Consider the following 23,071-nt stretch of genomic DNA (forward strand, 5'->3'; position numbering starts at 1 on the left):
GCGGCTAGCCCGCGGCCAGCAGTTCGGTGCGCAGGGCCAGCAGCACCGGCCCGGGGTCGGGCCGCACGCCGTGCCAGATATGGAAGCTCTCGGCGGCCTGGCCGACCAGCATGCCCAGGCCGTCGGCGCAGCGCGCCGCGCCGTCGGCCTCGGCCTGGCGCATGAAGGCGGTGGGCCGCGCGCCGTACATCATGTCGTAGGCCAGGGCGTCGGGCGCGTACAGGCCGCCGGGCAGGTCCGGCGCCGCGTCCTGCAGGCCGCTGGCCGTGGCGTTGATGGCCACGTCCCAGCCGCCGGGTTCGGCGGCCTGGGCCAGGGCGCCGGCGCTGACCTGCGTGCCGGTGCGCGGCGCCGCGGCGCGCCAGGCGGCCGCCAGCTCGGCGGCGCGCGCGGCGGTACGGTTGACGATATGGATGCGGGCGCAGCCGGCCGCGGCCAGCGGCTGCAGTACGCCGCGCGCGGCGCCGCCGGCGCCCACCAGCAGCACCCGCGCGCCGGCCAGCGCCACGCCCAGGCGCAGCAGGTCGTTGACCAGCCCGACGCCGTCGGTATTGCAGCCGTGCCAGGCGCCGTCGCGCCACGACAAGGTATTGACGGCGCCGGCCAGCCGCGCCCGCTCGGACAGGCGCGCCTCGGCCAGCGCGTAGGCTTCCAGCTTGAAGGGCACGGTCACGTTCAGGCCCAGCCCGCCGCTCTCGCGGAAGGCCTGCACGGTGGGCAGGAAGCCGTCCACGGGCGCCAGCAGCCGCTCGTAGCGCAGCGGGCGGCCGGTCTGGGCCGAGAACATGGCGTGGATCTGCGGCGAGCGGCTGTGCGCGATCGGATTGCCGATGACGGCATAGCGGGGCGGAGAGGCCGGCAGGGTCATGGGGCGGTCGTTTCCAGGGAGTCGTTGACGAAATGCCAGGTGCGCGTGATGACCAGCACGTCGGTGTCGCGCGCCATCTCGGGCGGGAACGGCGGGAATGGCGCGGCCATCTGCACGATGCGGCGCGCCGCCTGGTTCAGCACGGCGTGCGGCGAGGGCTGGTCGATCTCGAAATCGGCCAGGCTGCCGTCGGCGCGCACCGTGACGGTGATGCGCAGCGAGCCGTAGATGCGGCCGCGCGCGTCTTCGGGGTAGTGGCGCGTGCCGATGGTTTCGATGCGGGTGCGCCAGGCGTCCAGGTAGGCGGCATGGCGCGAGGCCTGGGCGGCCGGGGCCACGAATTCCTTGCGCGGCTGGGCGTTGTAGGCTTGCACCCGGCTGGCCAGCGTGGCGATCTGGGCGTTCTGGATCACGCCGGGTTGTTCGCGCGGGTCCAGCCCGGGTTCGGAGGCGTCCGGCCATGGGTGCACCGGCTGGCGCTCCTGGCCGGTCCTGGCCTGCGACTGCAGCTGCGTCAGCAGCCGGTCCTGCTCGGCCTCCAGTTGCGCCTGGCGCTTGCGCATGGCTTCCAGCACGATGGTCTCGGCGTTGCGGCCGGTCTGCGGCAGCGGCGTGGCGGCCAGCCCGCGCGCGGCGTTGCCGCCGCCATCGACCTGGCTTTGCGCGAGCACCTGCGCCGTGACCGGCGCGCTGTCGGTGCGGGCGTTGACCAGCACGATCTCCAGCGTCGAGGCCTGGGGGCGCGCGGGCGCTGGCCCGGCGAAGCGCCAAGCCAGCGCGCCGGCGTGCACCAGCAGCGAGATGGCCGTGCCGACCAGCAGGTAGTGCTGGGCGGGGGCGCCCAGCCAGCGCCAGAAGCGCGTCAGGATCGAAGAGGAGGAAGCGGAGCGTCGCACCCGTGCATTTTAGGGCGAACCGGCGCGCGGCGTGATCTCAGTCCGCCGGCCCCAGGTAGCGGCAGTCCAGCTCCAGCGCCAGTTCGTCCATATTCATGATGTCGATCTGCACCGCCGCGCCGCGTTCCAGCTCGGGCAGGCCGCCCACGCGCGTGACCAGCGGCGCGTTGGCCAGGCGCACCAGGTCCTCGCGCAGCACGTGGGCGGTCGTGCGGCTGATTCCCTGCTGCTTGAGCCAGCGCATGCACCAATAGCGCTCCATGGCGTTCTGGAAATCAGCCCAGGCCGCATACTGCGCGTCGAACGCGCCGATGATGGCATAGAGGTCGGCGTCGCGCGGCTTGAAGGGCGCCACCAGGCGCGCCGACACGCCGTGCTCGACGGCCGCGATCAATTGCCACTGGTTGACCAGGTCGACATAGCGGCGCAGCGGCGAGGTGCTCCAGGCATATTGCGGCACGCCGATCGCTTCGTGCGGCAGCGCCTGCGTGCTCATGCGCACCCGGCCGGCCTGCTGCGAGCGGTAGATGCCCGGCACGCCGTGCTGGTTCAGCAGGCCGCCCCAGATGTTGTTGGCCAGGATCATGTACTCGGCCACCATGCGGTCCAGCGGCGCGTTGCGCTGGCGCGGCACCAGCCGCACCGGGGTATCCGGGTCGTCCGGGCTGCCGTCCAGGTAGAAGCTGTATTCGACCCGCGTATTGTTTTCGGGCTTGCCGCGCACGGCTTCGCGCTGCGCGCCCAGCGCCTGCGCCAGCTGCCACAGCGGCCGCAGCCAGTGGCCATAAGCCAGGGGGGCGTCCGGATCGGCCAGCGCGGCTTCGGAAATCTGCGCGTCCAGGTCGTTGTGGCGCAGGTTCTCGCGCACCACGATGCGTTCCAGGCGGGTTTCCGAGGCTTCGATCGCGCCGGTGCGCGGGTCGGCCGTGACATACAGCGACACGGCCGGCACCGGCCGGCCCGCGTCCAGCGAAAACGCCTGGATCACATTGTCGGGCTGCATCGGAATCTTCTCGCCCGGCATGTAGACCGTGGACAGGCGGGTGCGCGCCAGCTTGTCGTGTTCGCTGCCGCGCGTAATGGCCAGTCCGGGCGCGGCGACGTGGATGCCGACGCGGATCTTGCCGTCGGGCAGGGCGCTGACCGACAGCGCGTCGTCGATCTCGGTGGTGGTGATGTCGTCGACCGAGTAGATCTCGCCCTCGGCCAGCGGCAGTTCGCGTTCGATCGACGGCACGTCCATGGCCGGAAATCCCACGCCCCTGGGGAAGTTCACGGCCAGGAAGCGCCGCTTGTGCAGCGCCAGCGGATGCGGCCAGGCGCCCAGGTCCAGCAGCAGGCGCTCGGGCGTCTTCTGCAGCTGGGTGCAGGCGGCGTCGAACGCCTTCCACTGCATCGAATTCTTGTCCGGACGCACCAGCAGCGATTCGGCCGCCAGGGCGATGGCCTCGGGCAGGCGGCCCTGGGCCATTTCGTCGATCCACTGCTGCTGCTGTTCGGCCTGCAGGCGCTTTTTCTCCAGCGCGGCCAGGGCGGCGGCCAGGATGTCGGGCGGGGCCGGGCGGTAGCGGCCCTTGCCGCGGCGATGGAAATAGGCCGGCGCGCCGTGCAGGCGCATCAGCAGGGCGGCCTGCTCGACCGGGCCGGGGGCGTGGCCGAAGTACTCGGCCGCCAGCGCGGGCGCGTCGAATTCCTCCTGCGGCGCGCACTCCCAGAGGAACTGCAGGTCGATGTCCTCGGCCAGCGTGGCCGCCTGGGCCATCAGCGCGGCCGGCTCCGGCGCCGCGAAGGTGAACAGGGTGCTGGCGCGCTTGATCTTGCTGCGCTTGCCCGTTTCCGACTCAACCTGCAGGCTGGCGTCGGTCTCGGACAGGATATTGCCGGCCTTGAAGCCGCCGTCGTCGTCGTAAAACACGTACATAGTGAGAATCCATCGGGCGCGGCGGCGTCAGGAGCGCCCCGGCACATTGCGGCCTATCCGTATATTAATAATCAGTGGGGCGAACCCAGGGCAAATTCAAGGACCTCGGGCATCCAGCGCGGGAAGTCCGACAGGCCGTGGTCGCCGCCCTGCACGATACGCTGGCGGCAGCCGGGGTAGCGATCGCGCATCTCCCGCCAGTCCAGCACCTCGTCGCCCGTGGCCGCCACCAGGAAGTAGCGTTCGGGATGGGTGAGCGGGTCCGCGTACAGGGCGCGCAGTTCCTCGACATACTCGGGCAGGAAGTGGAACGGCGCGTCGGAATGATACATGCGATGTTCGCCGACCTGGGTGGCCAGATCGCGCGCCGCCTGCACCGCCGGGTTCAGCAGCACGGCCTGGCAGCCCAGCCGTTCGGCCAGCCAGGTGGCGTAATAGCCGCCCAGCGACGAGCCGATCACTGTCAGCCGGCGGGGATCCTGCTGCCCGGCCAGTTGCTCCCGGGCCAGCGCCAGCGCCAGCTCGGCGGCCTGCCGCGGGCTGGCCGGCAGTTGCGGGCATTGCCATTGGCCGGCCAGGCCGCGTTGGTGCATGGCCTGCGCCAGCAGGCGCGCCTTGAACGAGTCGGGCGAAGAACGGAAACCGTGCAGGTACAGGATGGGCATCGCGGCGCCTTCAGCGGGGTTGGGCCAGGGCGTCGAGCAGCTTGCCGTGCACGCCGCCGAAGCCGCCATTGCTCATGACCAGCACATGGTCGCCCGGCCGGGCCGCCGCCGCGACCGCGCGCACCAGCGCCGGCAGGTCGTCGTAGCCGGCGGCGCGTTCGCCCAGCGGCGCCAGCACCCGGGCCGGGTCCCAGCCCAGCGCGTGCTTGCCGGCGTGATCGCCGAAGCAGAACACCAGGTCGGCGCCGGCCAGCGCCTCGGGCAGGCGCGCCGCCATCGTGCCCAGCTTCATGGTGTTCGAGCGCGGCTCGAGCACGGCCAGGATGCGGGCCGCGCCTACCTGCCGGCGCAGCCCCTCGATGGTGGTGGCGATGGCGGTGGGATGGTGCGCGAAATCGTCGTAGACGCGTATGCCGTTGACCGTGCCGCGCAGTTCCATGCGGCGCTTGACGCCGCCAAAGCGCGACAGCGCCTCGATGCCTTCGGCCGGCGCCACGCCCGCGTGCCGGGCCGCCGCCAGCGCCGCCAGGGCGTTGCGGCGGTTGTGCTCGCCGCCCAGCGTCCAGCGCACCGTGCCGGCATCGCGGCCGTCCACGCTGACTTCGAAGGCGCCTTGCTCATCGGCGGGGCCGGCCTGCCATTGGCCGCCGGGGCCGAAACGCGCCACCGGGGTCCAGCAGCCGCGCTCGAGCACGCGTTCGAGCGCCGGCGCGTCGGTCGGCAGCACCAGCTGGCCGTTGGACGGCACCGTGCGCACCAGGTGATGGAACTGGGTCTCGATGGCGGCCAGATCGGGGAAGATGTCGGCGTGATCGTATTCCAGGTTGTTCAGGATGGCGGTGCGCGGCCGGTAGTGCACGAACTTCGAGCGCTTGTCGAAAAAGGCCGTGTCGTACTCGTCGGCCTCGATCACGAAGGGGCGGGCGCCAGGCGCGTAGCGCGCCGACACCTGCAGGTCGGGCGCGACGCCGCCGATCAGGAAGTTGGGCTGGCGTTGCGCGCATTGCAGGATCCAGGCCAGCATGGAGCTGGTAGTGGTCTTGCCGTGGGTGCCGGCCACGGCCAGCACGTGCGCGCCGGGCAGGATGTGCTCGCCCAGCCATTGCGGGCCGGATATATAGCGGGCGCCGCTGTCCAGGATGGCTTCCATCAGCGGGTTGCCGCGGCTGACCACGTTGCCGATCACGAACAGGTCGGGGGCCAGCGCCAGCTGGTCGGCGCCGAAGCCTTCGATCAGCTCGATGCCCTGCTCGGCCAGCTGGGTGCTCATCGGGGGGTAGACGCCGGCGTCGCAGCCGGTGACCTTGTGGCCGGCCGAGCGCGCGATCAGCGCCAGGCCACCCATGAAAGTGCCGCAAATACCAAGAATATGCAGGTGCATGGTGTTCTCCTGTGCGGCATTGTAGAGGCTGGCGCGGGGCGCGCCGGTATCCCCGGCGCGCGCGCATTGTTATGATCGCGCCATGAATCGTCGTCTTTTTCTGTACGCTGGCGTGGCCGCGGCAGCCGCCGCCTCCGGCGGGTATTTCCTGGCCGAGCGCCGTAACGCGCGCCCGGCGCCGTCGGCGGCTGCGCCGGCCGAAGGCGCCGGCGACCCGCTGGCGCAGCTGCGCCAGCTCGCCCTGCCCGATCTGCAGGGCACGCCGCGCAAGCTGGCCGACTGGGGCGGCCAGCCCCTGGTGGTCAATTTCTGGGCTACCTGGTGCGCACCCTGCGTCAAGGAAATGCCCGAACTGGACGCCCTGCAGAAAAAATATCCGCAGGTACGGTTTGTGGGTATCGGCGTCGATACTGCCGACAATATGCGCAAATTCGTCGAGAAAATCCCCGTGTCCTATCCCTTGCTGGTAATGGGCGCGGGCGCCATCGATACCCTGCGCAGCCTGGGCAACCCTAGTGGCGGTCTGCCTTTTACGCTGCTTTTGTCGGCAGATGGCAGCATGAAGCGCAAAATTCTGGGCCAGATTGTCTACGATGACCTGGATCGCAGCGTGGCCGGCCTGTCGGCTTGAATTCGGTTGGACAAATAGGCCGTTTTGGCGTTAAAAAGGCGGTTTATCGCTCGTATTGCCAACAGTTTGGCAAGCTCCATGGCGCAACGCATTCTTGTTTTGCATGGTCCCAACCTGAATCTGCTCGGCACCCGGGAGCCTCATATCTACGGCAGCCTGACGCTGGCGCAGATCGACCAGGGCTTGGCGGCGCTGGCCGGCCAGCTCGGCGTGGCGCTGACCTCGTGGCAAAGCAATCACGAAGGTGCGCTGGTCGAGCGCATCCAGGCAGCGGCGGCCGACGGTACCGATTTCATCATCATCAACGCGGCCGCCTACACGCACACCAGTGTCGCGATCCGCGATGCGCTGGCGGCGGTGGCCATACCGTTTATTGAAGTACATTTGTCCAACCTGTATAAGCGCGATTCATTCCGGCAGCATTCTTATCTGTCCGATCTGGCGATAGGCCTGATTACCGGCCTGGGCGCCGATGGCTACGAGGCGGCGCTGCGCTACGCGGCGCGCCACTGATCCTCGCCCCGGCATCTCTCACATCTACAGCAATCTGACGCGGCCCGGAAGTACGGGCGCGGCCAAAACACAATCGGGAAGCAGCTTCTATGGACCTCCGAAAACTCAAAACCCTGATCGACCTCGTGGCTGAATCGGGTATCGCCGAGCTTGAAATCACCGAAGGCGAAGGCAAGGTTCGCATCGTCAAGTTCTCGCAAGCCCTGCAGCCGGTTGCCTATCACATGCCCGAGGCCGTCGCCCCGGCCGCCGCTCCTGCGGCGGCTGCCGCGCCCGCCGCCGAGGCGGCGCCCGCGGCGCCGCAGGGCCATGTGGTCAAGGCGCCCATGGTCGGCACCTTCTACCGCGCGCCCAATCCCGGCGCCGCGCCTTTCGTCGATGTCGGGCAGTCGGTCAAGGAAGGCGACCCGCTGTGCATCATCGAGGCGATGAAGCTGCTCAACGAGATCGAAGCCGACAAGGCTGGCGTGATCAAAGAAATCCTGGTCGAGAACGGTGAGCCGGTCGAGTACGGCCAGCCGCTGTTCATTATTGGCTGATAGGTCAACATGTTTGAAAAGATCCTGATCGCCAATCGCGGCGAGATCGCCCTGCGGATCCAGCGCGCCTGCCGCGAGCTGGGCATCAAAACCGTCGTCGTGCACTCCGAGGCCGACCGCACCGCCAAGTATGTGCGCCTGGCCGACGAGTCGGTCTGCATCGGCCCGGCGCCGTCGCGCGAGAGCTACCTCAACATGCCGGCCCTGATCTCGGCGGCCGAGGTGACCGACGCCGAGGCGATCCACCCGGGCTACGGCTTTCTGGCCGAGAACGCCGATTTTGCCGAGCGCGTCGAAAAGAGCGGCTTCGTCTTCATCGGCCCGCGTCCCGAAACCATCCGCCAGATGGGCGACAAGGTCAGCGCCAAGCGCGCCATGATCGAGGCCGGCGTGCCGGTCGTGCCGGGGTCGGAGGGCGCCTTGCCGGACGATCCGCAGGAGATCCTGCGCATCGCGCGCGAAGTGGGCTATCCGGTCATCATCAAGGCTTCCGGCGGCGGCGGCGGGCGCGGCATGCGCGTGGTGTACACCGAAGCTGCGCTGCTGAACGCGGTCAACATGACGCGCTCGGAAGCCGGCGCGGCGTTCAACAATCCCGAAGTCTATCTGGAGAAGTTCCTGGAGAATCCGCGCCACGTGGAGATCCAGGTGCTGGCCGACGGCGGCCGCAACGCCGTGTGGCTGGGCGAGCGCGACTGCTCGATGCAGCGCCGCCACCAGAAAGTCATCGAAGAGGCGCCGGCGCCCGGCATTCCGCGCCGGCTGATCGAACGCATCGGCGATCGTTGCGCCGACGCATGCCGCAAGATGGGCTACCGCGGCGCGGGCACGTTCGAGTTCCTGTACGAGAACGGCGAGTTCTATTTCATCGAAATGAACACCCGTATCCAGGTCGAGCACCCGGTCACCGAACTGATCACCGGCGTGGACGTGGTCCAGCAGCAGATCCTGATCGCCGCCGGCGAGAAGTTCACGCTGCGCCAGCGCGACATCCAGTTCAAGGGCCATGCCCTGGAATGCCGGATCAACGCCGAGGATCCGTTCCGTTTCGTGCCCAGCCCGGGCCGCATCACCAACTGGCATGTGCCGGGCGGCCCCGGCGTGCGCATCGATTCGCACGCCTTCAACGGCTACTTTGTTCCGCCCAACTACGATTCGATGATCGCCAAGGTCATCACCTATGGCGACACGCGCGAACAGGCGCTGGCGCGCATGCGCATCGCCCTGTCCGAGATGGTGGTCGAGGGCATTTCCACCAACATCCCGCTGCATCGCGAACTGCTGCAGGATGCGCGCTTCATCGAGGGCGGCACCAGCATCCATTATCTGGAGCACAAACTGGCGCAGCGGCCCTGATTCACGGAAATCCTAGTCATGCGTGAACTGGTCCTAAATTGCCGCGAGGCGCAGGCCGACGCGCTGTCCGATGCGCTGCTGGAGGCCGGCGTGCTGTCCGTCTCGGTGGAGGACGCCGACCTTGGCACCGAGGCCGAGCGGCCGCTGTTCGGCGAGCCGGGCACCGAGCCGCAGGTCCAGGCCTGGGAACGCAATTGCGTGGTGGCCTTGCTGCCCGACGGCGCCGATCCGGCGCAGATCCTCGAACAGGCCATCGCCGCCGCCGGGCTGGATCCGGCGCTGGCGCATGGCTGGTCCCTGCGCGAGGTGCCGGACGCCGACTGGGTGCGCCTGACCCAGTCGCAGTTCGGCCCCATCCCGATTTCGGAGCGGCTCTGGATCGTGCCCAGCTGGCACCGCGACGACCCCGCCGTGCCGGGCCTGGTGCCCGACGCCGCGCGCGACGCGATTCATATCGAACTCGATCCGGGCCTGGCGTTCGGCACCGGCAGCCATCCCACCACCCATTTGTGCCTGGCCTGGCTGGAAGCCGAGCTGCCCGCCGGCGCGCGCTTGCTGGACTACGGCTGCGGCTCGGGCATCCTGGCCATTGCCGCGCGCAAGCTGGGCGCGGGCGAGACCGTGGCGGTGGACATCGATCCGCAGGCCGTGCAGTCCACCGTCGACAATGCCGAGGTCAACCAGGTACGCCTGCAGGCCATGCTGCCCGATGCGCTGCCGGCCGGCGAGTTCCAGGTCGTGGTGGCGAACATCCTCTCCAATCCGCTCAAGGTGCTGGCGCCCATGCTGGCCGGGCGCGTCGCGCCGGGCGGCCATCTGGTGCTCTCGGGCGTGCTCGAGCGCCAGGCCGACGAAGTGGCCGCGGCCTATGCGCCCTGGCTGACCATGTCCGTCTGGCGCGAGCGCGACGGCTGGGTCTGCCTGCATGGCGTAAAGGCCTGAGCGGCCGCGGGCAGGAGGCCGTCTCATGGCGCTGACCACCCGTTGTCCGCAATGTGGCGCCGCCTTCAGGGTGGTGGCCGACCAACTGCGTGTACGCAACGGGCTGGTGCGCTGCGGCGAATGCGCCACGGTGTTCGATGGCCGGGCCTGCCTGGTCCCGGCGCCCGATGCCGGCGCGCCGCGCGCCGCAGCGCCGCCGGTCCCGTCCGCGCCGCCGTCCGATCCGCCCTTCGATCCGCCTTACGCCCATCGGGCGGCGTCCGAGCCGGCGGCCCCGGCCACCCAGGCGCCGCCGGCCGTACTGCGTGGCCGCGCCGACATGCAACGCGGCGACGCCCCGCCCGTGGACGAAGACGAACCCGACGCGATGGCCGATGGCGCGCCCGAAGACGAGGCCGATTGGGACGCGGCGCCGCGCCCCGAGTCCGCAGAGGCCGGCTGGCGTCCGATATTGCCGCGCGATCCGGCGCACGACGACCGGGAGCCGGCGTTCCGGATCGGCCGCACGGCCACGGCCTGCGCTGCGGCCGACGCCGAGGATGCGGTGCAGGTGCCCGGCGAAGTCCGTACGCGCTATTCCAACGCCGTCGACAGCGGCCGTACGCCGCCCGAGTTCCTCGATGATGACCGCATCCAGGCGCGCCAGCTGGTGCGGCGCCTGTGGGCCTACGCCTGCGTGCTGGGCGTGCTGGCGCTGGCCGCGCAGCTGGTCTACGTCTATCGCGGCGCCATCGCCGGCGCCGCGCCGGCCTTGCGGCCGGTGCTCGAACAAGCCTGCGTGCCGCTGCAATGCAGCGTGGGCCATGCGCGCCGCATCGAACGCATTTCCATCACGTCATCGTCGCTGCGGCCGGCCGCCGGCGCCGCGCAGGGCGACGACGCCCGCACCCGGCTGACGCTGAACGTGGTGCTGCGCAACCGCTACGACCGGCCCCAGGAATGGCCGGCGCTGGTGCTCGATCTGACCGATATCTCCGATACCGTCGTGGCGCGCAAAATCATTCTGCCCCAGGATTACCTGCCCTCGCAGGCCGGGCCCGCGTTCGCGGCCGGCAGCGAAATCAACCTTGCCATCCCGGTCGAAGTGGCCGGGCTGCAGGTCAATGGCTACCAACTCGATAAATTCTTCCCATGAAGGACTCCAGCATGACGGCTCCCGTACTTGTATGCGGCTCGATGGCGTTCGACACGATCGCGGTGTTCGAAGGCCGTTTCAAAGAACACATCCTTGCCGAGCGCATTCAATCATTGAGCGTTTCGTTCCTGGTGCCCGCCATGCGCAAGGAGTACGGTGGCTGCGCCGGCAACATTGCCTACAACCTCAAGCTGCTGGGCGGCCAGCCGGTGCCGGTGGCGACGGTGGGCGAGGATGCCGGCGAATACCTGGCGCGCCTGTCCGGACTGGGCATCGACGTATCGCGCATCCAGGTCGTGCCCGGCACGTTCACCGCGCAGTGCTTCATCACCACCGACCTCGAAGACAACCAGATCGCTGCCTTCCACCCCGGCGCGATGGAGTTTTCCTCGGGCAACGACCTCAGCGACGCGCAGGCCGCCTGGGCCATCATCGCGCCGGACTCCAAGGCCGGCATGTTCGCCCACGCCGAGCGTCTCCACGCGCGCGGCATTCCGTTCATTTTCGACCTCGGGCAAGCCATGCCGCTGTTCGACGGCGCGGACCTGGAGCGCATGCTCAAGCTGGCCCAGGCGCTGACCGTCAACGACTATGAAGCCGGCGTGGTCGAGCAGCGCACCGGCCGCAGCCTGGCCGAGATCGCCAGCGGGCTGCGGGCCGCGGTGGTCACGCGCGGCGCGCACGGCGCCACGGTGATGGCCGGCGGGCAGACCATCGAGGTCGCGCCGGTGCAGGCGCAGGCGGTGGTCGACCCCACCGGCTGTGGCGATGCCCACCGCGCCGGCCTGCTTTACGGCCTGACCAGCGGCTGGGGCTGGGCGGACAGCTGCCGCCTGGGCAACCTGATGGGCGCGATCAAGATTGCCTCGCGCGGCCCGCAGAACCATGCGCCGTCGCGCAGCGAGATCGACGCCCTGATGCGCGCGAACTACGGTATCGGCCTGCCGGACTGAGACGGGCAGGGGAACCCTGGCCGCGGCGGACGATCCAACCAGCGCGCTGCAGGCATGTCGATTTGTAACAATGAGGCTGTGTCAGTAGCACCCTGTTTCGCTCACCCCGGCCAGCAAAATCCGGGGGCAGAGTATGATCGAGGATCATCGGTAAGTCCGATCGAGGAGCTTCAATGAACTATATGCATTCCCCCTCTGTAGTTGCCGGGCGCGCCCGCCGCCTGCTGGCGGTAGCGGCGGTTGCCGGCTCGGTGGCCGTTCTGGCCGGCTGCGCCAATCCCAGCGCATCGAGTGGGGTGTACACGTACGGCCAGGCGCAGCGCGAGCAGATCGTGCGCACCGGCACGGTCACCGGCGTGCGTCCGATCACCATCCAGAACGACAAGTCCAGCGGCGTCGGCATGGTGGCCGGTGGCGCGCTGGGCGGGGTAGCGGGCAATGCCGTCGGCGGCGGCACCGGCCGCACCATCGCCACGGTGGGCGGCGTCATCCTCGGCGCGCTGGCGGGCAACGCCATCGAGAACCGCGCGGGCAAGTCCTCCGGCTACGAAATCACGGTGCGCCTGGACAACGGCGAAACCCGGGTCGTGGCGCAGGAAGCCGACGTGCCCATCAGCGTGGGGCAGCGCGTGCAGGTCATCAGCGGCGCGGGCCCGACCCGCGTGACACCGTATTGATCGCCCGCTGCTTCCGGCAAGACGCCCGCTTCACGCGGGCGTTTTTTTTTGCGGCGGCGGGCCGGGAGTCGGCGGGTGCCTGTCCCCCATGGCGTACGGCAGTGTGCCTGTCCCGGCGGGGACAGGCACACGCACGGGCAGATGCCATGAAATCTTGCAGGCGCCTGTCCCCATGCGGGGACAGGCGCCCGGGGAGGGGGTATTTTTGTGACCGCCGATGTTTTTTCAGGCGGCCGTCAGAATCCGGAAAGTATAGTCGCGCTCGAAACTCTGGGGGCGGGGTGTATATGCCTGACGAGGCAACCTGCACACTGACCAGCCATGCACACCGAGCAAGAACTGCACACCCGGATCGCCGACATCGTCGAGTCGATCATCCTCAAGAAAGTCACCCCCGACACTGCCCTGATCTCTTCCGGCCTGGTCGATTCGCTGGCCGCGGTCGACATCACGCTGGCCGTCGAGTCGGAGTACGGATGCAGTATCCCGGCGCCTGAAATCGCCGAACACCTACAGTCGGTCCGCACGCTTGCCGGCTATGTCGCTGCCAATTCGCAATAGCCGCCTGCTGTCCCACCTGGCCGCGATGGCAAGCGCCGTCGCGCTGTCGCTGGGCCTGTACTGGGGCGCCGATGGCGCGCTCAGTGCGTTGGTGCACCCGCATTCCAGCGTGGCGTCGGTGCGCGACAACTATCTGCCCAATCTCGGCCCGGACTGGGGCACGCAGAACGTCAACCTGAACCGGCTGGGCAACGCGCTGGCCGATGGCACCCTGGTCGTGCTGGGTTCGTCCGAACTGTCCAGCCACGATCTGCGCTTCGTGCCCTATCGATTCTTTCCGCAGGAACTGAAGGTGCCGACCCTGGCGTACGGCCATGCCATGTTCCAGTCGTATGGCATCGTCAGCGTGCTGGAGGCGGTGGCCGATTCCCTCACGCCCAATACGCGCCTGGTGATCATGGTGTCGCCGGCCTGGTTCGCCTCGGGCGGGCAACTGCCGCGCTCGGCCTTCGCCGAGCACGTCACCGGGCCGGTGTGGGACCGCCTGTGGGACAAGCCCGCCACGCGCGAACAGATGCAGGACTGGATCGCCGACAACGCCAACTGGGGGCTGCTCTGGCTGATCGCCAACGGCCAGGTGGCCGAGCTCAAGGACAAGATCGCGCTGTGGTGGAACAGCCGCGGCGAGCGCGCGCCCGACCGGCCGCGCAGCCCCCTGGCCGTGCCGGCGCACAAGTATGTGAGCTGGCCGGCGGCGGCCCGCCTGGATGCGGGGCGCTGGCACGACCTGCTGGGCCAGGCGCGCGGTATCGAAGCGGAACTGGGCGGGCACAACCCCTACGATGTGCGCGACGACTACTACCGGCAGTACCTGGCGCCGTTGAACTCGCCGGCGCGCAATGAATTTCCGGAGATGCCGCCCATGACGCGGCCCGAACTGGGCGATCTGGCCCGCGTCATGGCGCTGCTGCAGCAGCGCAAGGTGCGCGCCTATTTCGTGATCCAGCCCTTCAATCCCAAGCTGATCCTCGATGTCGAGCGCTTCGACCCGGTGGCCGATGCCATCAAGGGCATGTGCGCGCGCTACGGCATGGGCTGCCTGGATATGTACAGCGTGCCGTTCCAGCCCGGCATGGTGCGCGACGACATGCACCTGGCCGAACTGGGCTGGGCCATCGCCGACCAGGGCATTGCGGAGTTCTTTTCCCGATGAAGCGCTTCTTCTGGCATTTGTGCCTGTACCTGGGCCTGATCCTGGTGTTCGTGCTGCAGGCGCAGCCCACCACGGGCAGTGGCGGACCGATCAAGGTCGAGTTCCAGTACCAGCAGTTCTGAAACGGCCATGGAACTGTTCGGCAGCTTTGCTTTCTTCGGCGGCGCACTGTTCGGCGGCCTGGGCCTGCTGCTGTACCGCGCGCTCGGATTGCCCTGGCGGCTGGGCTACCGCCACCTGATCGGCGCGCTGTGCCTGGCGGTATGGCTGGCGGTGTTCTGGACCCGGCCATACCAGCCGCTGGGGCTGCTGGCGGTGGCCAGCGCCGCGTTGTGGGCGATGCGGCGCGGCCACCTGCCCACCTGGGCGGCGGTGCTGCTGACCATGGCGCCCCTGTTGCTGCTCAAGTGCGGCATCACCACCATGACCGGCATGCTGGGGCTGTCGTTCGCCACGTTCCGGGCTGTCGACGTGCTGCTGTTCGCGCCCCGCAATGAGCGCATTTCGCCGCTCGACTACTGCATCTACCTGTTCTTCCCGCTGACGCTGCTGGCCGGGCCGATGTACCGCTGGCGCAACTTCCAGGCCGACCTGAAGCGCGGCTATGAAGGCGTGACGCTGGAAACCTGGCTGGCCGGCCTCGAATTGCTGATTTTCGGCGTGATCCAGAAGTTCGGCGTGGCCGAGGCAATCTGGCGCTACGGCCTGAACACCCTGGATGCGCACGACTACTCGCTGACCGGCGTGGCGCTGAACGCCAGCCTCTACAGTTTCTACCTGTTCTTCGATTTTGCCGGGTACAGCAGCATGGCGATAGGCGTGGGCATGCTGTTCGGCTTTACCCTGCCCGTCAATTTCCGCAATCCGCTGGCCAGCGCCAATCCGCAGGATTTCTGGCGCCGCTGGCATATCAGCCTGTCCGAATGGCTGCGCGATGTGGTGTTCATGCCGATCTACAAGGCGCTCAGCAAGACGGCGTTTTTCGGCCGCCACCGGCTGGCCGCGCAGAACATCGGCATTCTCGCCACCCTGCTGGCCATGGGCGTGTGGAACGGCCTGGCCCTGCATTACGTGGTCAGCGGCCTGATGTTCGGCGCCTATTCGGTGGGGCACAACCTGCTGGTGCAGCATGCGCGCACGCGGCCCGCGCTGCAGGCGTTCCTGGCGCGCCGGCCGGTGCAATGGGCCGGGCGGGCGCTCACGCTCATCCTGGCCGCGTTGGCGCTGTACGTGTTCAGCGGCCGCAGTCCTATCTGATCCGCCGGGAGTGCGCGGCATGTATTTCGATCTACGCAGTTTCGAATTCGTTTCCGATGCCCGCGGCGGGCAGGCCGACGCGGTCGTCGGCAGCGATCGCGTGCTGACATGGCAGGCGTTGCGGGAAGAGGCCTGCCAGTGGGCGGCGAGGGCGCGCGCCCACGGTATCGGTCCGGACGTGCCGGTGGTGATCCACGGCCACAAGGAGGCGGCCTTCTTCGTCGCCATGGCGGGGGCCTTGCTGGCCGGCGCGCCGTTCGTGCCCGTCGATACCATCTACCCGCCCGAGCGCGTGCGCCGCATCGTGGAGATCGTGCGCGCGGCCGCGGTGTACGACACGCAGGCGGATGTCTTCCGGCCCGGCGCGGCCGAGCCCGCAGCGCTGGCCGAACGGGGCCTGGCCTACGTCATGTTCACCTCGGGCAGTACGGGCGATCCCAAGGGCGTGCAGATCGGGCGCGAGAGCGTGGCCTTGCTGGGCGATTGGCTGCGCGATGGCCTCGCGCTGGGCGAGGCGCCGGTATTCATGAACCAGGCGCCTTTCAGTTTCGATCTGTCCATGTACGAGGTGTTCGGTACCCTGGCCGCGGGCGGCACCTGCGTACTGAATGCGCGCGAGCAGATCGCCGCGCCGCAGCAGTGGCTGGCGCGCCTGGCTGGATCCGGCGTGACGGTCTGGGTGTCGACGCCATCGTTCGCCCATCAGCAGCTGGCCAACCGCGATTTCTCGCCGCAGCAACTGCGGGCGCTGCGCACATTCCTGTTCTGCGGCGAGCCGCTGCCCGTGGCGCTGGCGCGCAAGCTGCGCCAGCGCTTCCCCGAGGCGGCGATTCTCAACACGTACGGTCCGACCGAGGCCACGGTGGCGACCACCGCGCTGGTCGTCGACGATGCGGTGCTGGCCGAACACGACCCCCTGCCGGTCGGCTACGCCAAGCCCGCCAGCCTGCTGTACGTCGCCGACGATGAAATCTGCATCGTCGGCGATCACGTGATGCGCGGCTATCTCAATCGCCCAGACCTCAACCAGGCCAAGCTGTTCGTGCATCATGACGGGCGCCGCGGCTTTCGTACGGGCGACCTGGGACGGATGCGCGAGGATGGGCTGCTGTTCTGCCGTGGCCGCATGGACGACCAGATCAAGCTCAACGGCTATCGCATCGAGCTGGCGGAAATCGATGCGGCCCTGCATGCCCTGCCGGGCGTGGCGGGCGGCGCCTGCGCCGTGCTGCGCCGGCCCGACGGCACCGCGGTGCGGGTGATCGGGTTCGTGGCGCAACGTACGGTGGAACAGGCCAGCTTCCAGTTGCCGGCGGCGCTGCAGCAATGGAAAGCGCAACTGACAGGGCGGCTGCCGTCCTATATGGTGCCGTCCGAACTGGTGGCCTGTCCGGATTTGCCCGTATCGAACAACCACAAGATAGACCGCAAGAAGCTGCTGGAAATCTACGCGGCGATTCCGGCGGCGGCGTAGCGCCGTTTCAGACGCCGAATATGCCGTAGGCCAGGCGTGCCACCATCATCAGCAGGATCTGCGCGCCGATCAGCAGCACCAGCGGCGAGAAGTCGATGGCGGTGCGCGGCAGGATGCGCCGGATGGGGTCGAGCAGCGGCGCGGTCAGCGTCTGCAGCAAGGGCATGAGCGGCGACAGCGGGTTGACCCACGACAGCACCGCCTGGATCAGCGTCATCCACACCATCAGGTTCAGCGTCCATTTCAGGACCATCAGCAACGCCGAGCCCATGGCCGAGGGCAGGGCGCTGGCCGGCGGCAAGGCGCCCACGGCGCTCAGCCAGACCAGGATAAGGTAGATCAGCGCAGCCACCCAGGCCGCGATCAGGCTGGTCCAGTCTATCGAGCCGGTAGCCGGTATCACACGGCGCAGCGGCAGCACCAGCCAGTTGGTCCCCTGGTAGATGGCGCGTGCCAGCGGATTGAAGGGATGCAGGCGTACGGCATGGATCCAGGCCCGCAGGATCAGGGCCGCGCCGAACAATGTGAAGGTGATTTCAAGCAGAAAGCGGATGATGTCGCCGAGCATGAGGGCAGTCGCCAAACAATAACGGCTTTTATTGTCGCATGGCGGGCGCCAAAAGATAGCGCGGGCCGCGAAGGCGGGCGAAGGCGCGGGACGGAAAAAGCCGCCTGGCGGAGCCAGGCGGCTTAAGGTGCTGCTAACTGGCGAAGAGGTCCGTTACGGACGGCCGCCGGTCGGGAACGGCCACGACGCAGCGGGGTTCAGCGCAGTCTTCGCGCCCGGAGCGGCAGCGGTCGAAGGAGGCGTCGCGGGCTTCTTGGGCGCAGCCTTCTTGGCAGCCGGCTTTTTCGCGGCGGGCTTCTTGGCGGCAGGCTTCCTGGCCGCGGCAGCCTTCTTGGCAGGCGCCTTCTTGGCAGCAGCCTTCTTGGCAGGCGCCTTCTTGGCGACGGCCTTCTTGGCGACGGCTTTCTTGGCGACGGCTTTCTTGGCTACAGCCTTCTTGGCAACTGCCTTCTTGGCTACGGCTTTCTTCGCGACGGCTTTCTTGGCAGGCGCCTTCTTGGCGACGGCCTTCTTGGCTACCGCTTTCTTGGCCACGGCCTTCTTGGCTACGGCTTTCTTGGCGACAGCTTTCTTCGCCACGGCCTTCTTGGCTACAGCCTTCTTGGCGACTTTCTTGGCCGCGGGTTTCTTGGCGACGGCCTTCTTGGCTACCGCTTTCTTGGCGACCTTCTTGGCTGCCGGCTTCTTCGCGGCGACCTTCTTCACCGCCGGTTTCTTGGCGGCGACTTTCTTCACAGCGACTTTCTTGACCGCAGCTTTCTTGGCCGGAGTGGCCTTCTTGGCGGCAGCCTTCTTCGCTGCGGGTTTCTTAACCGCCTTCTTGGCGGCCTTCTTGGCAGTTGCCATGGTCATGCTCCTTAGGTTCAGGGGTCCCAGAACTTAAACCCGTGTGGCAACCCCCAAAACAGGCGGATTGCACCCGGGCTATTCATCGGCGCATGCCGCTGTCCCTGACTGGCGACAGCTACTGCGGCTTGCGCTAATGAATTCAGCACAGCCATTTGATATGGCCCCCGCAACCTCGTCGGCGCGAGCCATTTCAAATGGCGCCGATAGGCGGCCTCGCCAGAGGTCGCCTACCGCTACGTTCTACGTGTCAGAACACCAGTCACCGGGGCACATCCGGCTTGCCTGCGACAGGCGCAGGCAAGCGGCATGAACGCTTATTCCCAGCTCAACGTACCGCCGGTCTGGTATTCGATCACGCGAGTTTCAAAAAAGTTGCGTTCCTTCTTAAGGTCGATCATTTCCGCCATCCACGGGAAGGGGTTTTCTTCCTGGGGGAACAGCGGTTCGATACCGATCTGCTGGCAACGGCGATTGGCGATGAAGCGCAGGTAGGACTTGAACATGGGGGCGTTCAGGCCCAGCACGCCGCGCGGCATCGTGTCTTCGGCGTAAGCGTATTCGAGTTCGACCGCTTTGCGGAAGAGTTCGCGGATTTCTTCGCGGAACTCCGGTGTCCACAAATGCGGATTCTCCAGCTTGATGGTGTTGATCAGGTCGATGCCGAAATTGCAGTGCATGGATTCATCGCGCAGGATGTACATGTACTGTTCGGCGGCGCCGGTCATCTTGTTCTGGCGGCCTAGCGCCAGGATCTGCGTAAACCCGACATAGAAGAACAGGCCTTCCATCAGGCATGCAAAGACGATCAGCGACTTAAGCAGTTTCTGATCGGCTTCGGGCGTGCCGGTATGGAAGTTCGGGTCCGCGATCGCGTCGATGAACGGAATCAGGAACTCATCCTTGGCGCGGATGGACGGGACTTCGTTATAGGCGTTGAAGATCTCGGCCTCGTCCAGGTCCAGGCTTTCGACGATGTACTGATAAGCGTGGGTATGGATGGCTTCTTCGAATGCCTGGCGCAGCAGGAACTGGCGGCACTCGGGCGCCGTGATGTGGCGGTAGGTGCCCAGCACGATGTTGTTGGCGGCCAGCGAGTCGGCCGTCACGAAGAAGCCCAGGTTGCGCTTGACGATACGGCGTTCGTCCTCGGTGAGCCCGTTGGGGTTCTTCCAGAGGGCGATGTCGCGCGACATGTTGATTTCCTGCGGCATCCAGTGGTTGGCGCAGGTGGCCAGGTATTTTTCCCAGGCCCACTTGTACTTGAACGGCACCAACTGGTTGACGTCGGTCTCGCCGTTGATGATGCGCTTGTCGGCCACCTTCACGCGGCCGGCGGTGGCGTCCGAGGCCCCCAGGCTGGCTGCGTGCTGGGGCGCGGTGGGCGTAGGCAGGGCTGCGTCGCCGAACACGCCGGTCGCGGCCCGCACGGCGGGCGCGGCTTCCCGCCCGCCCGCGGGCGCGGGCGAGGTGGCGGGTTTGGTGGCGATGTTCTCTTCTTCCCAATTAAGCATGATCGAATTCTCCGGTGGCGGTTATTGGCAGGCTTCGCACTCTTCGAAGCCGGGGTCTCCCGGCCGCATGGTGCAAACCGCCCCGACGATTTCGGGTTCCGGCAAAACGGGTGCTGCGGATACGGCCGAGCCCGCGCCGTGGTCGCCGGCGCTGACGGCGTTCAGTTCGCCGCCGCGGCCCGTCGACTTCTCGGCGCTGGTGGCGCCGAGGGTGCGCAGGTAGTAAGTGGTCTTCAGGCCACGCTGCCACGCCAGCTTGTAGGTGTCGTCCAGCTTCTTGCCCGATGCGCCCGACATGTAGATGTTGAGCGATTGGGCCTGATCGATCCACTTCTGGCGGCGCGAGGCGCACTCCACCAGCCAGCTCGGTTCGACTTCGAACGCGGTGGCGTAGAGCTTGCGAAGTTCGGAAGGTACGCGATCGATACGGGACAGGCTGCCGTCGAAGTACTTGAGGTCGGCGACCATGACTTCGTCCCAGAGACCGAGTTTCTTCAGGTCACGCACGAGATAATCGTTAACGACCGTGAACTCGCCGGAGAGATTCGATTTGACGTACAAGTTCTGGAAAGTGGGTTCGATGCACGCAGATACACCAATGATATTGGAAATCGTCGCAGTTGGGGCGATTGCGATGCAGTTCGAATTGCGCATGCCGTGTTCTTTGATGCGTGAACGCAACGTATCCCAGTCCAGCGAGCTCGAATCATCGACGTCGACATTGCCGCCGCGCTCTTCGCGCAGCATCGCAAGCGTGTCTTGCGGCAGGATGCCGCGCGACCACAGCGAACCTTCGTACGACTGGTAGCGGCCGCGCTCTTGCGCGAGTTCGCTCGACGCCCAATACGCGTGATAGCACACCGCTTCCATCGAACGATCCGCGAAGTCGATGGCGTCCTGCGACGCATACGGCACGCGCATCACGTGCAGGCAATCCTGGAAGCCCATGATGCCCATGCCCACCGGGCGATGGCGCTCGTTGGAGTTGCGCGCCTTGTCGACCGCGTAGTAGTTGATGTCGATCACGTTGTCGAGCATGCGCATGGCCACGCCGATGGTGCGCTTGAGCTTGTCGTGGTCGAGCTCGTAGCCGCCGTTGGCGCTGGGCTTCATGTGCGCCACCAGGTTCACCGAACCCAGGTTGCACACCGCGATTTCGGTGGCGTTGGTGTTCAGCGTGATCTCGGTGCACAGGTTCGAGCTGTGCACCACGCCCACGTGCTGCTGCGGCGAGCGGATGTTGCACGGATCCTTGAAGGTGATCCACGGATGGCCGGTCTCGAACAGCATCGACAGCATCTTGCGCCACAGCGAGACAGCCGGCATTTTCTTGAACAGCTTCAGTTCGCCGCTGGCGACCTTGGCTTCGTAGCCCGCATAGGCCTGTTCGAAGGCCTTGCCGTACTTGTCGTGCAGGTCGGGGCAGTCGGAGGGCGAGAACAGCGTCCATTCGCCGTTTTCCATCACGCGCTTCATGAACAGGTCGGGAATCCAGTTCGCCGTGTTCATGTCGTGGGTGCGGCGGCGCTCGTCGCCGGTGTTCTTGCGCAGTTCGAGGAACTCCTCGATGTCCAGGTGCCACGTTTCCAGGTAGGTGCACACCGCGCCCTTGCGCTTGCCGCCCTGGTTGACCGCGACGGCGGTGTCGTTGACCACCTTGAGGAACGGCACCACGCCCTGGCTTTCGCCGTTGGTGCCCTTGATGTGGCTGCGCAGCGCGCGCACGGGCGTCCAGTCGTTGCCCAGGCCGCCGGCGTACTTGGCCAGCAGCGCGTTTTCCTTGATGGCGTCGTAGATGCCTTCGAGGTCGTCCGACACCGTGGTCAGGTAGCACGACGACAGCTGCGAGTGCAGGGTGCCGGAGTTGAACAGCGTCGGGGTCGAGCTCATGAAGTCGAACGACGACAGGATTTCATAGAACTCGATGGCGCGCGCTTCGCGGTCGGCTTCGCGCAGCGCCAGGCCCATGGCCACGCGCATGAAGAACACCTGCGGCAGCTCGATGCGCGTGCCGCGCACGTGCAGGAAGTAGCGGTCGTACAGGGTCTGCAGGCCCAGGTAGCCGAATTGCAGGTCGCGGCGGCCGTCCAGGGCCTTGGCCACGCGCTCCAGGTCGTATTCGGCCAGCTTGGCGTCGAGCAGGCCGCCTTCGATGCCGCGCTGGATGAAGGCGGGGAAGTATTCCGCGTAGCGGGTGGCCATGTCGGCCTGCGACACTTCCTCGCCCAGCACTTCCTTGCGGATCGTGTGCAGCAGCAGGCGGGCGGTGACCTGGCTGTAGGCCGGATCCTTTTCGACCAGCGCGCGCGCGGCCAGGATGGCGGACTTGAACACTTCGTCGACCGGAACGCCGTCGTAGAGGTTCTTGACCGTTTCCTTCAGGATGGCTTCGGTGTCCGTGTATTGCGTCAGGCCTTCGCCGGCGGCTTCGATGGTGGCGCGCAGCGCAGCCAGGTCGAGCGGACGGCGCACGCCGTTGTCGACCACGCTGAGGGTCGGTTCCTGGGCGGCGGCCGGCGAGCTCTTCTCGAGCACTTCGGCGGCGGCGGCGCGCTCCTGGGCGCGGCGCTCGCGGTACAGCACGTAGGCGCGGGCCACGTCGTGCTCGCCCGAGCGCATCAGGGCCAGTTCAACCTGGTCCTGCACGTCTTCGATATGGAAGGTGCCGCCGGCGGGGCGGTTGCGCACCAGCGCGCTGACGGCCTGCGCGGTCAGCTGTTCGACCAGCTCGCGCACGCGCGCCGACGCCGCGCCCTGGCCGCCGTTGACGGCCAGGAACGCCTTGGTCATGGCGATGGCGATCTTGCTGGGTTCGAACCCCACCACCGAGCCATTGCGGCGGATGATGTTGTAGCTGGCCCATTGGCCGCTGTTGGGATCGGTGGAGGTCTCGGATTGGGCGGGCGGCACGGCCGTGGGCCGGGTCACAGAGGCGATCGTAGTCTGCATGGAAGCTCCTGTGCGAAAAAGCGTAGAGGAAGGCCAGGCGGGCCGCCTGGCCGGGTGCAAAAGTATTCGGTGTGAGGGGAATCGCTACGCGTGGACGAATGGTCCGGGGTGCGTGGCCGGTGGGTCCAGCGTGTTTAGCGACCACAAGATGTAGTGTACCACCCCCTCGTATGGCACTAATTCTAGTGAGCGTCCGGGTCCGGGACAAGACACTGAGCGATACAAGTTCAAATTTAGTTGTTACTAAATGCGGCGGGCGCGCCCTGCAAGGC

General features: G+C 67.3%; 22 protein-coding genes. 13 read left to right on the top strand and 9 right to left on the bottom strand.

Annotated elements, in window-relative coordinates:
- Positions 1-4 precede the first annotated feature (4 nt).
- From aroE to mpl, 5 genes are all read right to left on the bottom strand, one after another.
- The gene (aroE, locus tag EL288_RS02980; protein ID WP_003814959.1) at positions 5-868 is read right to left on the bottom strand and encodes a shikimate dehydrogenase; all 864 of its coding nucleotides are present in this window, start codon (positions 866-868) and stop codon (positions 5-7) included.
- Positions 865-1,764, bottom strand: a complete 900-nt coding sequence (locus tag EL288_RS02985; RefSeq protein ID WP_004567783.1) for a TonB family protein — start codon at positions 1,762-1,764, stop codon at positions 865-867. The genes aroE and EL288_RS02985 overlap by 4 nt, the downstream gene beginning before the upstream one ends.
- A 37-nt stretch (positions 1,765-1,801) precedes the next feature.
- A complete protein-coding gene (locus tag EL288_RS02990) occupies positions 1,802-3,685 on the bottom strand; it encodes a ribonuclease catalytic domain-containing protein (protein WP_003814957.1) in 1,884 nt (627 codons plus the stop codon).
- A 71-nt stretch (positions 3,686-3,756) separates the two neighbouring features.
- Positions 3,757-4,350: a YqiA/YcfP family alpha/beta fold hydrolase gene (locus EL288_RS02995; protein WP_003814956.1), complete on the bottom strand. Its 594-nt coding sequence runs from the start codon at positions 4,348-4,350 to the stop codon at positions 3,757-3,759.
- A gap of 10 nt (positions 4,351-4,360) precedes the next feature.
- The gene (mpl, locus tag EL288_RS03000; RefSeq protein WP_003814955.1) at positions 4,361-5,731 is read right to left on the bottom strand and encodes a UDP-N-acetylmuramate:L-alanyl-gamma-D-glutamyl-meso-diaminopimelate ligase; all 1,371 of its coding nucleotides are present in this window, start codon (positions 5,729-5,731) and stop codon (positions 4,361-4,363) included.
- Positions 5,732-5,813: 82 nt separating this feature from the next.
- On the opposite strand from mpl, the gene EL288_RS03005 reads away from it, so the two are divergent.
- The 13 genes from EL288_RS03005 (at position 5,814) to EL288_RS03065 (ending at position 16,922) form a co-directional block, all read left to right on the top strand.
- Entirely contained in the window at positions 5,814-6,362 is a 549-nt protein-coding gene (locus EL288_RS03005) for a TlpA family protein disulfide reductase (RefSeq protein WP_003814954.1), read from the top strand.
- A gap of 78 nt (positions 6,363-6,440) precedes the next feature.
- Positions 6,441-6,875, top strand: a complete 435-nt coding sequence (gene aroQ, locus EL288_RS03010; protein WP_003814953.1) for a type II 3-dehydroquinate dehydratase — start codon at positions 6,441-6,443, stop codon at positions 6,873-6,875.
- An 89-nt stretch (positions 6,876-6,964) separates the two neighbouring features.
- Positions 6,965-7,414 carry an acetyl-CoA carboxylase biotin carboxyl carrier protein gene (gene accB, locus EL288_RS03015; RefSeq protein WP_003814952.1) on the top strand — a complete coding sequence of 150 codons (450 nt, stop codon included), beginning with the start codon at positions 6,965-6,967 and terminating at the stop codon, positions 7,412-7,414.
- 9 nt (positions 7,415-7,423) lie between these two features.
- Positions 7,424-8,770, top strand: a complete 1,347-nt coding sequence (gene accC, locus EL288_RS03020; RefSeq protein WP_003814951.1) for an acetyl-CoA carboxylase biotin carboxylase subunit — start codon at positions 7,424-7,426, stop codon at positions 8,768-8,770.
- An 18-nt stretch (positions 8,771-8,788) separates the two neighbouring features.
- A complete protein-coding gene (prmA, locus tag EL288_RS03025; protein ID WP_003814950.1) occupies positions 8,789-9,712 on the top strand; it encodes a 50S ribosomal protein L11 methyltransferase in 924 nt (307 codons plus the stop codon).
- A gap of 25 nt (positions 9,713-9,737) precedes the next feature.
- On the top strand, positions 9,738-10,847 hold the full coding sequence (locus EL288_RS03030) for a DUF3426 domain-containing protein (RefSeq protein WP_010927115.1): 1,110 nt from the start codon (positions 9,738-9,740) through the stop codon (positions 10,845-10,847).
- Positions 10,848-10,858: 11 nt separating this feature from the next.
- Positions 10,859-11,800, top strand: a complete 942-nt coding sequence (locus EL288_RS03035) for a carbohydrate kinase family protein (RefSeq protein ID WP_003814947.1) — start codon at positions 10,859-10,861, stop codon at positions 11,798-11,800.
- Between the two features lie 173 nt (positions 11,801-11,973).
- Entirely contained in the window at positions 11,974-12,477 is a 504-nt protein-coding gene (locus tag EL288_RS03040) for an outer membrane lipoprotein (RefSeq protein WP_003814946.1), read from the top strand.
- Positions 12,478-12,798: 321 nt separating this feature from the next.
- Positions 12,799-13,038: an acyl carrier protein gene (locus EL288_RS03045; protein ID WP_003814943.1), complete on the top strand. Its 240-nt coding sequence runs from the start codon at positions 12,799-12,801 to the stop codon at positions 13,036-13,038.
- A 25-nt stretch (positions 13,039-13,063) separates the two neighbouring features.
- Positions 13,064-14,191, top strand: coding sequence for a D-alanyl-lipoteichoic acid biosynthesis protein DltD (locus EL288_RS03050; RefSeq protein WP_003814941.1), 1,128 nt, complete (start codon positions 13,064-13,066; stop codon positions 14,189-14,191).
- Positions 14,188-14,313: a hypothetical protein gene (locus tag EL288_RS24515; protein ID WP_003814939.1), complete on the top strand. Its 126-nt coding sequence runs from the start codon at positions 14,188-14,190 to the stop codon at positions 14,311-14,313. Before EL288_RS03050 ends, EL288_RS24515 begins: the two co-directional genes overlap by 4 nt.
- A gap of 7 nt (positions 14,314-14,320) precedes the next feature.
- A complete protein-coding gene (locus tag EL288_RS03060; protein ID WP_003814937.1) occupies positions 14,321-15,448 on the top strand; it encodes a membrane-bound O-acyltransferase in 1,128 nt (375 codons plus the stop codon).
- 10 nt (positions 15,449-15,458) lie between these two features.
- Positions 15,459-16,922, top strand: coding sequence for a D-alanine--poly(phosphoribitol) ligase (locus tag EL288_RS03065; protein WP_010927112.1), 1,464 nt, complete (start codon positions 15,459-15,461; stop codon positions 16,920-16,922).
- 7 nt (positions 16,923-16,929) lie between these two features.
- On the opposite strand, the gene EL288_RS03070 is transcribed toward EL288_RS03065, so the two are convergent.
- From EL288_RS03070 to EL288_RS03085, 4 genes are all read right to left on the bottom strand, one after another.
- Complete coding sequence (locus tag EL288_RS03070) at positions 16,930-17,505, bottom strand: YggT family protein (RefSeq protein ID WP_003814933.1); 576 nt, start codon at positions 17,503-17,505, stop codon at positions 16,930-16,932.
- Between the two features lie 138 nt (positions 17,506-17,643).
- Positions 17,644-18,336 carry a histone H1-like DNA-binding protein gene (locus tag EL288_RS03075; RefSeq protein WP_033447104.1) on the bottom strand — a complete coding sequence of 231 codons (693 nt, stop codon included), beginning with the start codon at positions 18,334-18,336 and terminating at the stop codon, positions 17,644-17,646.
- Positions 18,337-18,653: 317 nt separating this feature from the next.
- Entirely contained in the window at positions 18,654-19,850 is a 1,197-nt protein-coding gene (locus tag EL288_RS03080; protein ID WP_003814929.1) for a ribonucleotide-diphosphate reductase subunit beta, read from the bottom strand.
- Between the two features lie 21 nt (positions 19,851-19,871).
- Positions 19,872-22,799: a ribonucleoside-diphosphate reductase subunit alpha gene (locus EL288_RS03085; RefSeq protein ID WP_003814928.1), complete on the bottom strand. Its 2,928-nt coding sequence runs from the start codon at positions 22,797-22,799 to the stop codon at positions 19,872-19,874.
- Between the last annotated feature and the right edge of the window lie 272 nt (positions 22,800-23,071).

The sequence above is a fragment of the Bordetella bronchiseptica genome (assembly GCF_900636925.1).
GTDB classification, from domain to species: Bacteria; Pseudomonadota; Gammaproteobacteria; order Burkholderiales; family Burkholderiaceae_B; genus Bordetella; species Bordetella pertussis.

What these genes read in the sequence shown, in the direction of transcription:
- EL288_RS03045 (WP_003814943.1), top strand. Translation starts at nt 12,799, where the DNA reads ATGCACACCGAGCAAGAACTGCACACCCGGATCGCCGACATCGTCGAG.
- EL288_RS03005 (WP_003814954.1), top strand. Translation starts at nt 5,814, where the DNA reads ATGAATCGTCGTCTTTTTCTGTACGCTGGCGTGGCCGCGGCAGCCGCC.
- EL288_RS03050 (WP_003814941.1), top strand. Translation starts at nt 13,064, where the DNA reads ATGGCAAGCGCCGTCGCGCTGTCGCTGGGCCTGTACTGGGGCGCCGAT.
- EL288_RS02995 (WP_003814956.1), bottom strand. Translation starts at nt 4,350, where the DNA reads ATGCCCATCCTGTACCTGCACGGTTTCCGTTCTTCGCCCGACTCGTTC.
- EL288_RS03075 (WP_033447104.1), bottom strand. Translation starts at nt 18,336, where the DNA reads ATGGCAACTGCCAAGAAGGCCGCCAAGAAGGCGGTTAAGAAACCCGCA.
- aroE (WP_003814959.1), bottom strand. Translation starts at nt 868, where the DNA reads ATGACCCTGCCGGCCTCTCCGCCCCGCTATGCCGTCATCGGCAATCCG.
- accC (WP_003814951.1), top strand. Translation starts at nt 7,424, where the DNA reads ATGTTTGAAAAGATCCTGATCGCCAATCGCGGCGAGATCGCCCTGCGG.
- EL288_RS03060 (WP_003814937.1), top strand. Translation starts at nt 14,321, where the DNA reads ATGGAACTGTTCGGCAGCTTTGCTTTCTTCGGCGGCGCACTGTTCGGC.
- EL288_RS03040 (WP_003814946.1), top strand. Translation starts at nt 11,974, where the DNA reads ATGAACTATATGCATTCCCCCTCTGTAGTTGCCGGGCGCGCCCGCCGC.
- EL288_RS02990 (WP_003814957.1), bottom strand. Translation starts at nt 3,685, where the DNA reads ATGTACGTGTTTTACGACGACGACGGCGGCTTCAAGGCCGGCAATATC.
- prmA (WP_003814950.1), top strand. Translation starts at nt 8,789, where the DNA reads ATGCGTGAACTGGTCCTAAATTGCCGCGAGGCGCAGGCCGACGCGCTG.
- aroQ (WP_003814953.1), top strand. Translation starts at nt 6,441, where the DNA reads ATGGCGCAACGCATTCTTGTTTTGCATGGTCCCAACCTGAATCTGCTC.
- mpl (WP_003814955.1), bottom strand. Translation starts at nt 5,731, where the DNA reads ATGCACCTGCATATTCTTGGTATTTGCGGCACTTTCATGGGTGGCCTG.
- EL288_RS24515 (WP_003814939.1), top strand. Translation starts at nt 14,188, where the DNA reads ATGAAGCGCTTCTTCTGGCATTTGTGCCTGTACCTGGGCCTGATCCTG.
- EL288_RS03030 (WP_010927115.1), top strand. Translation starts at nt 9,738, where the DNA reads ATGGCGCTGACCACCCGTTGTCCGCAATGTGGCGCCGCCTTCAGGGTG.
- EL288_RS03085 (WP_003814928.1), bottom strand. Translation starts at nt 22,799, where the DNA reads ATGCAGACTACGATCGCCTCTGTGACCCGGCCCACGGCCGTGCCGCCC.
- EL288_RS03035 (WP_003814947.1), top strand. Translation starts at nt 10,859, where the DNA reads ATGACGGCTCCCGTACTTGTATGCGGCTCGATGGCGTTCGACACGATC.
- accB (WP_003814952.1), top strand. Translation starts at nt 6,965, where the DNA reads ATGGACCTCCGAAAACTCAAAACCCTGATCGACCTCGTGGCTGAATCG.
- EL288_RS03080 (WP_003814929.1), bottom strand. Translation starts at nt 19,850, where the DNA reads ATGCTTAATTGGGAAGAAGAGAACATCGCCACCAAACCCGCCACCTCG.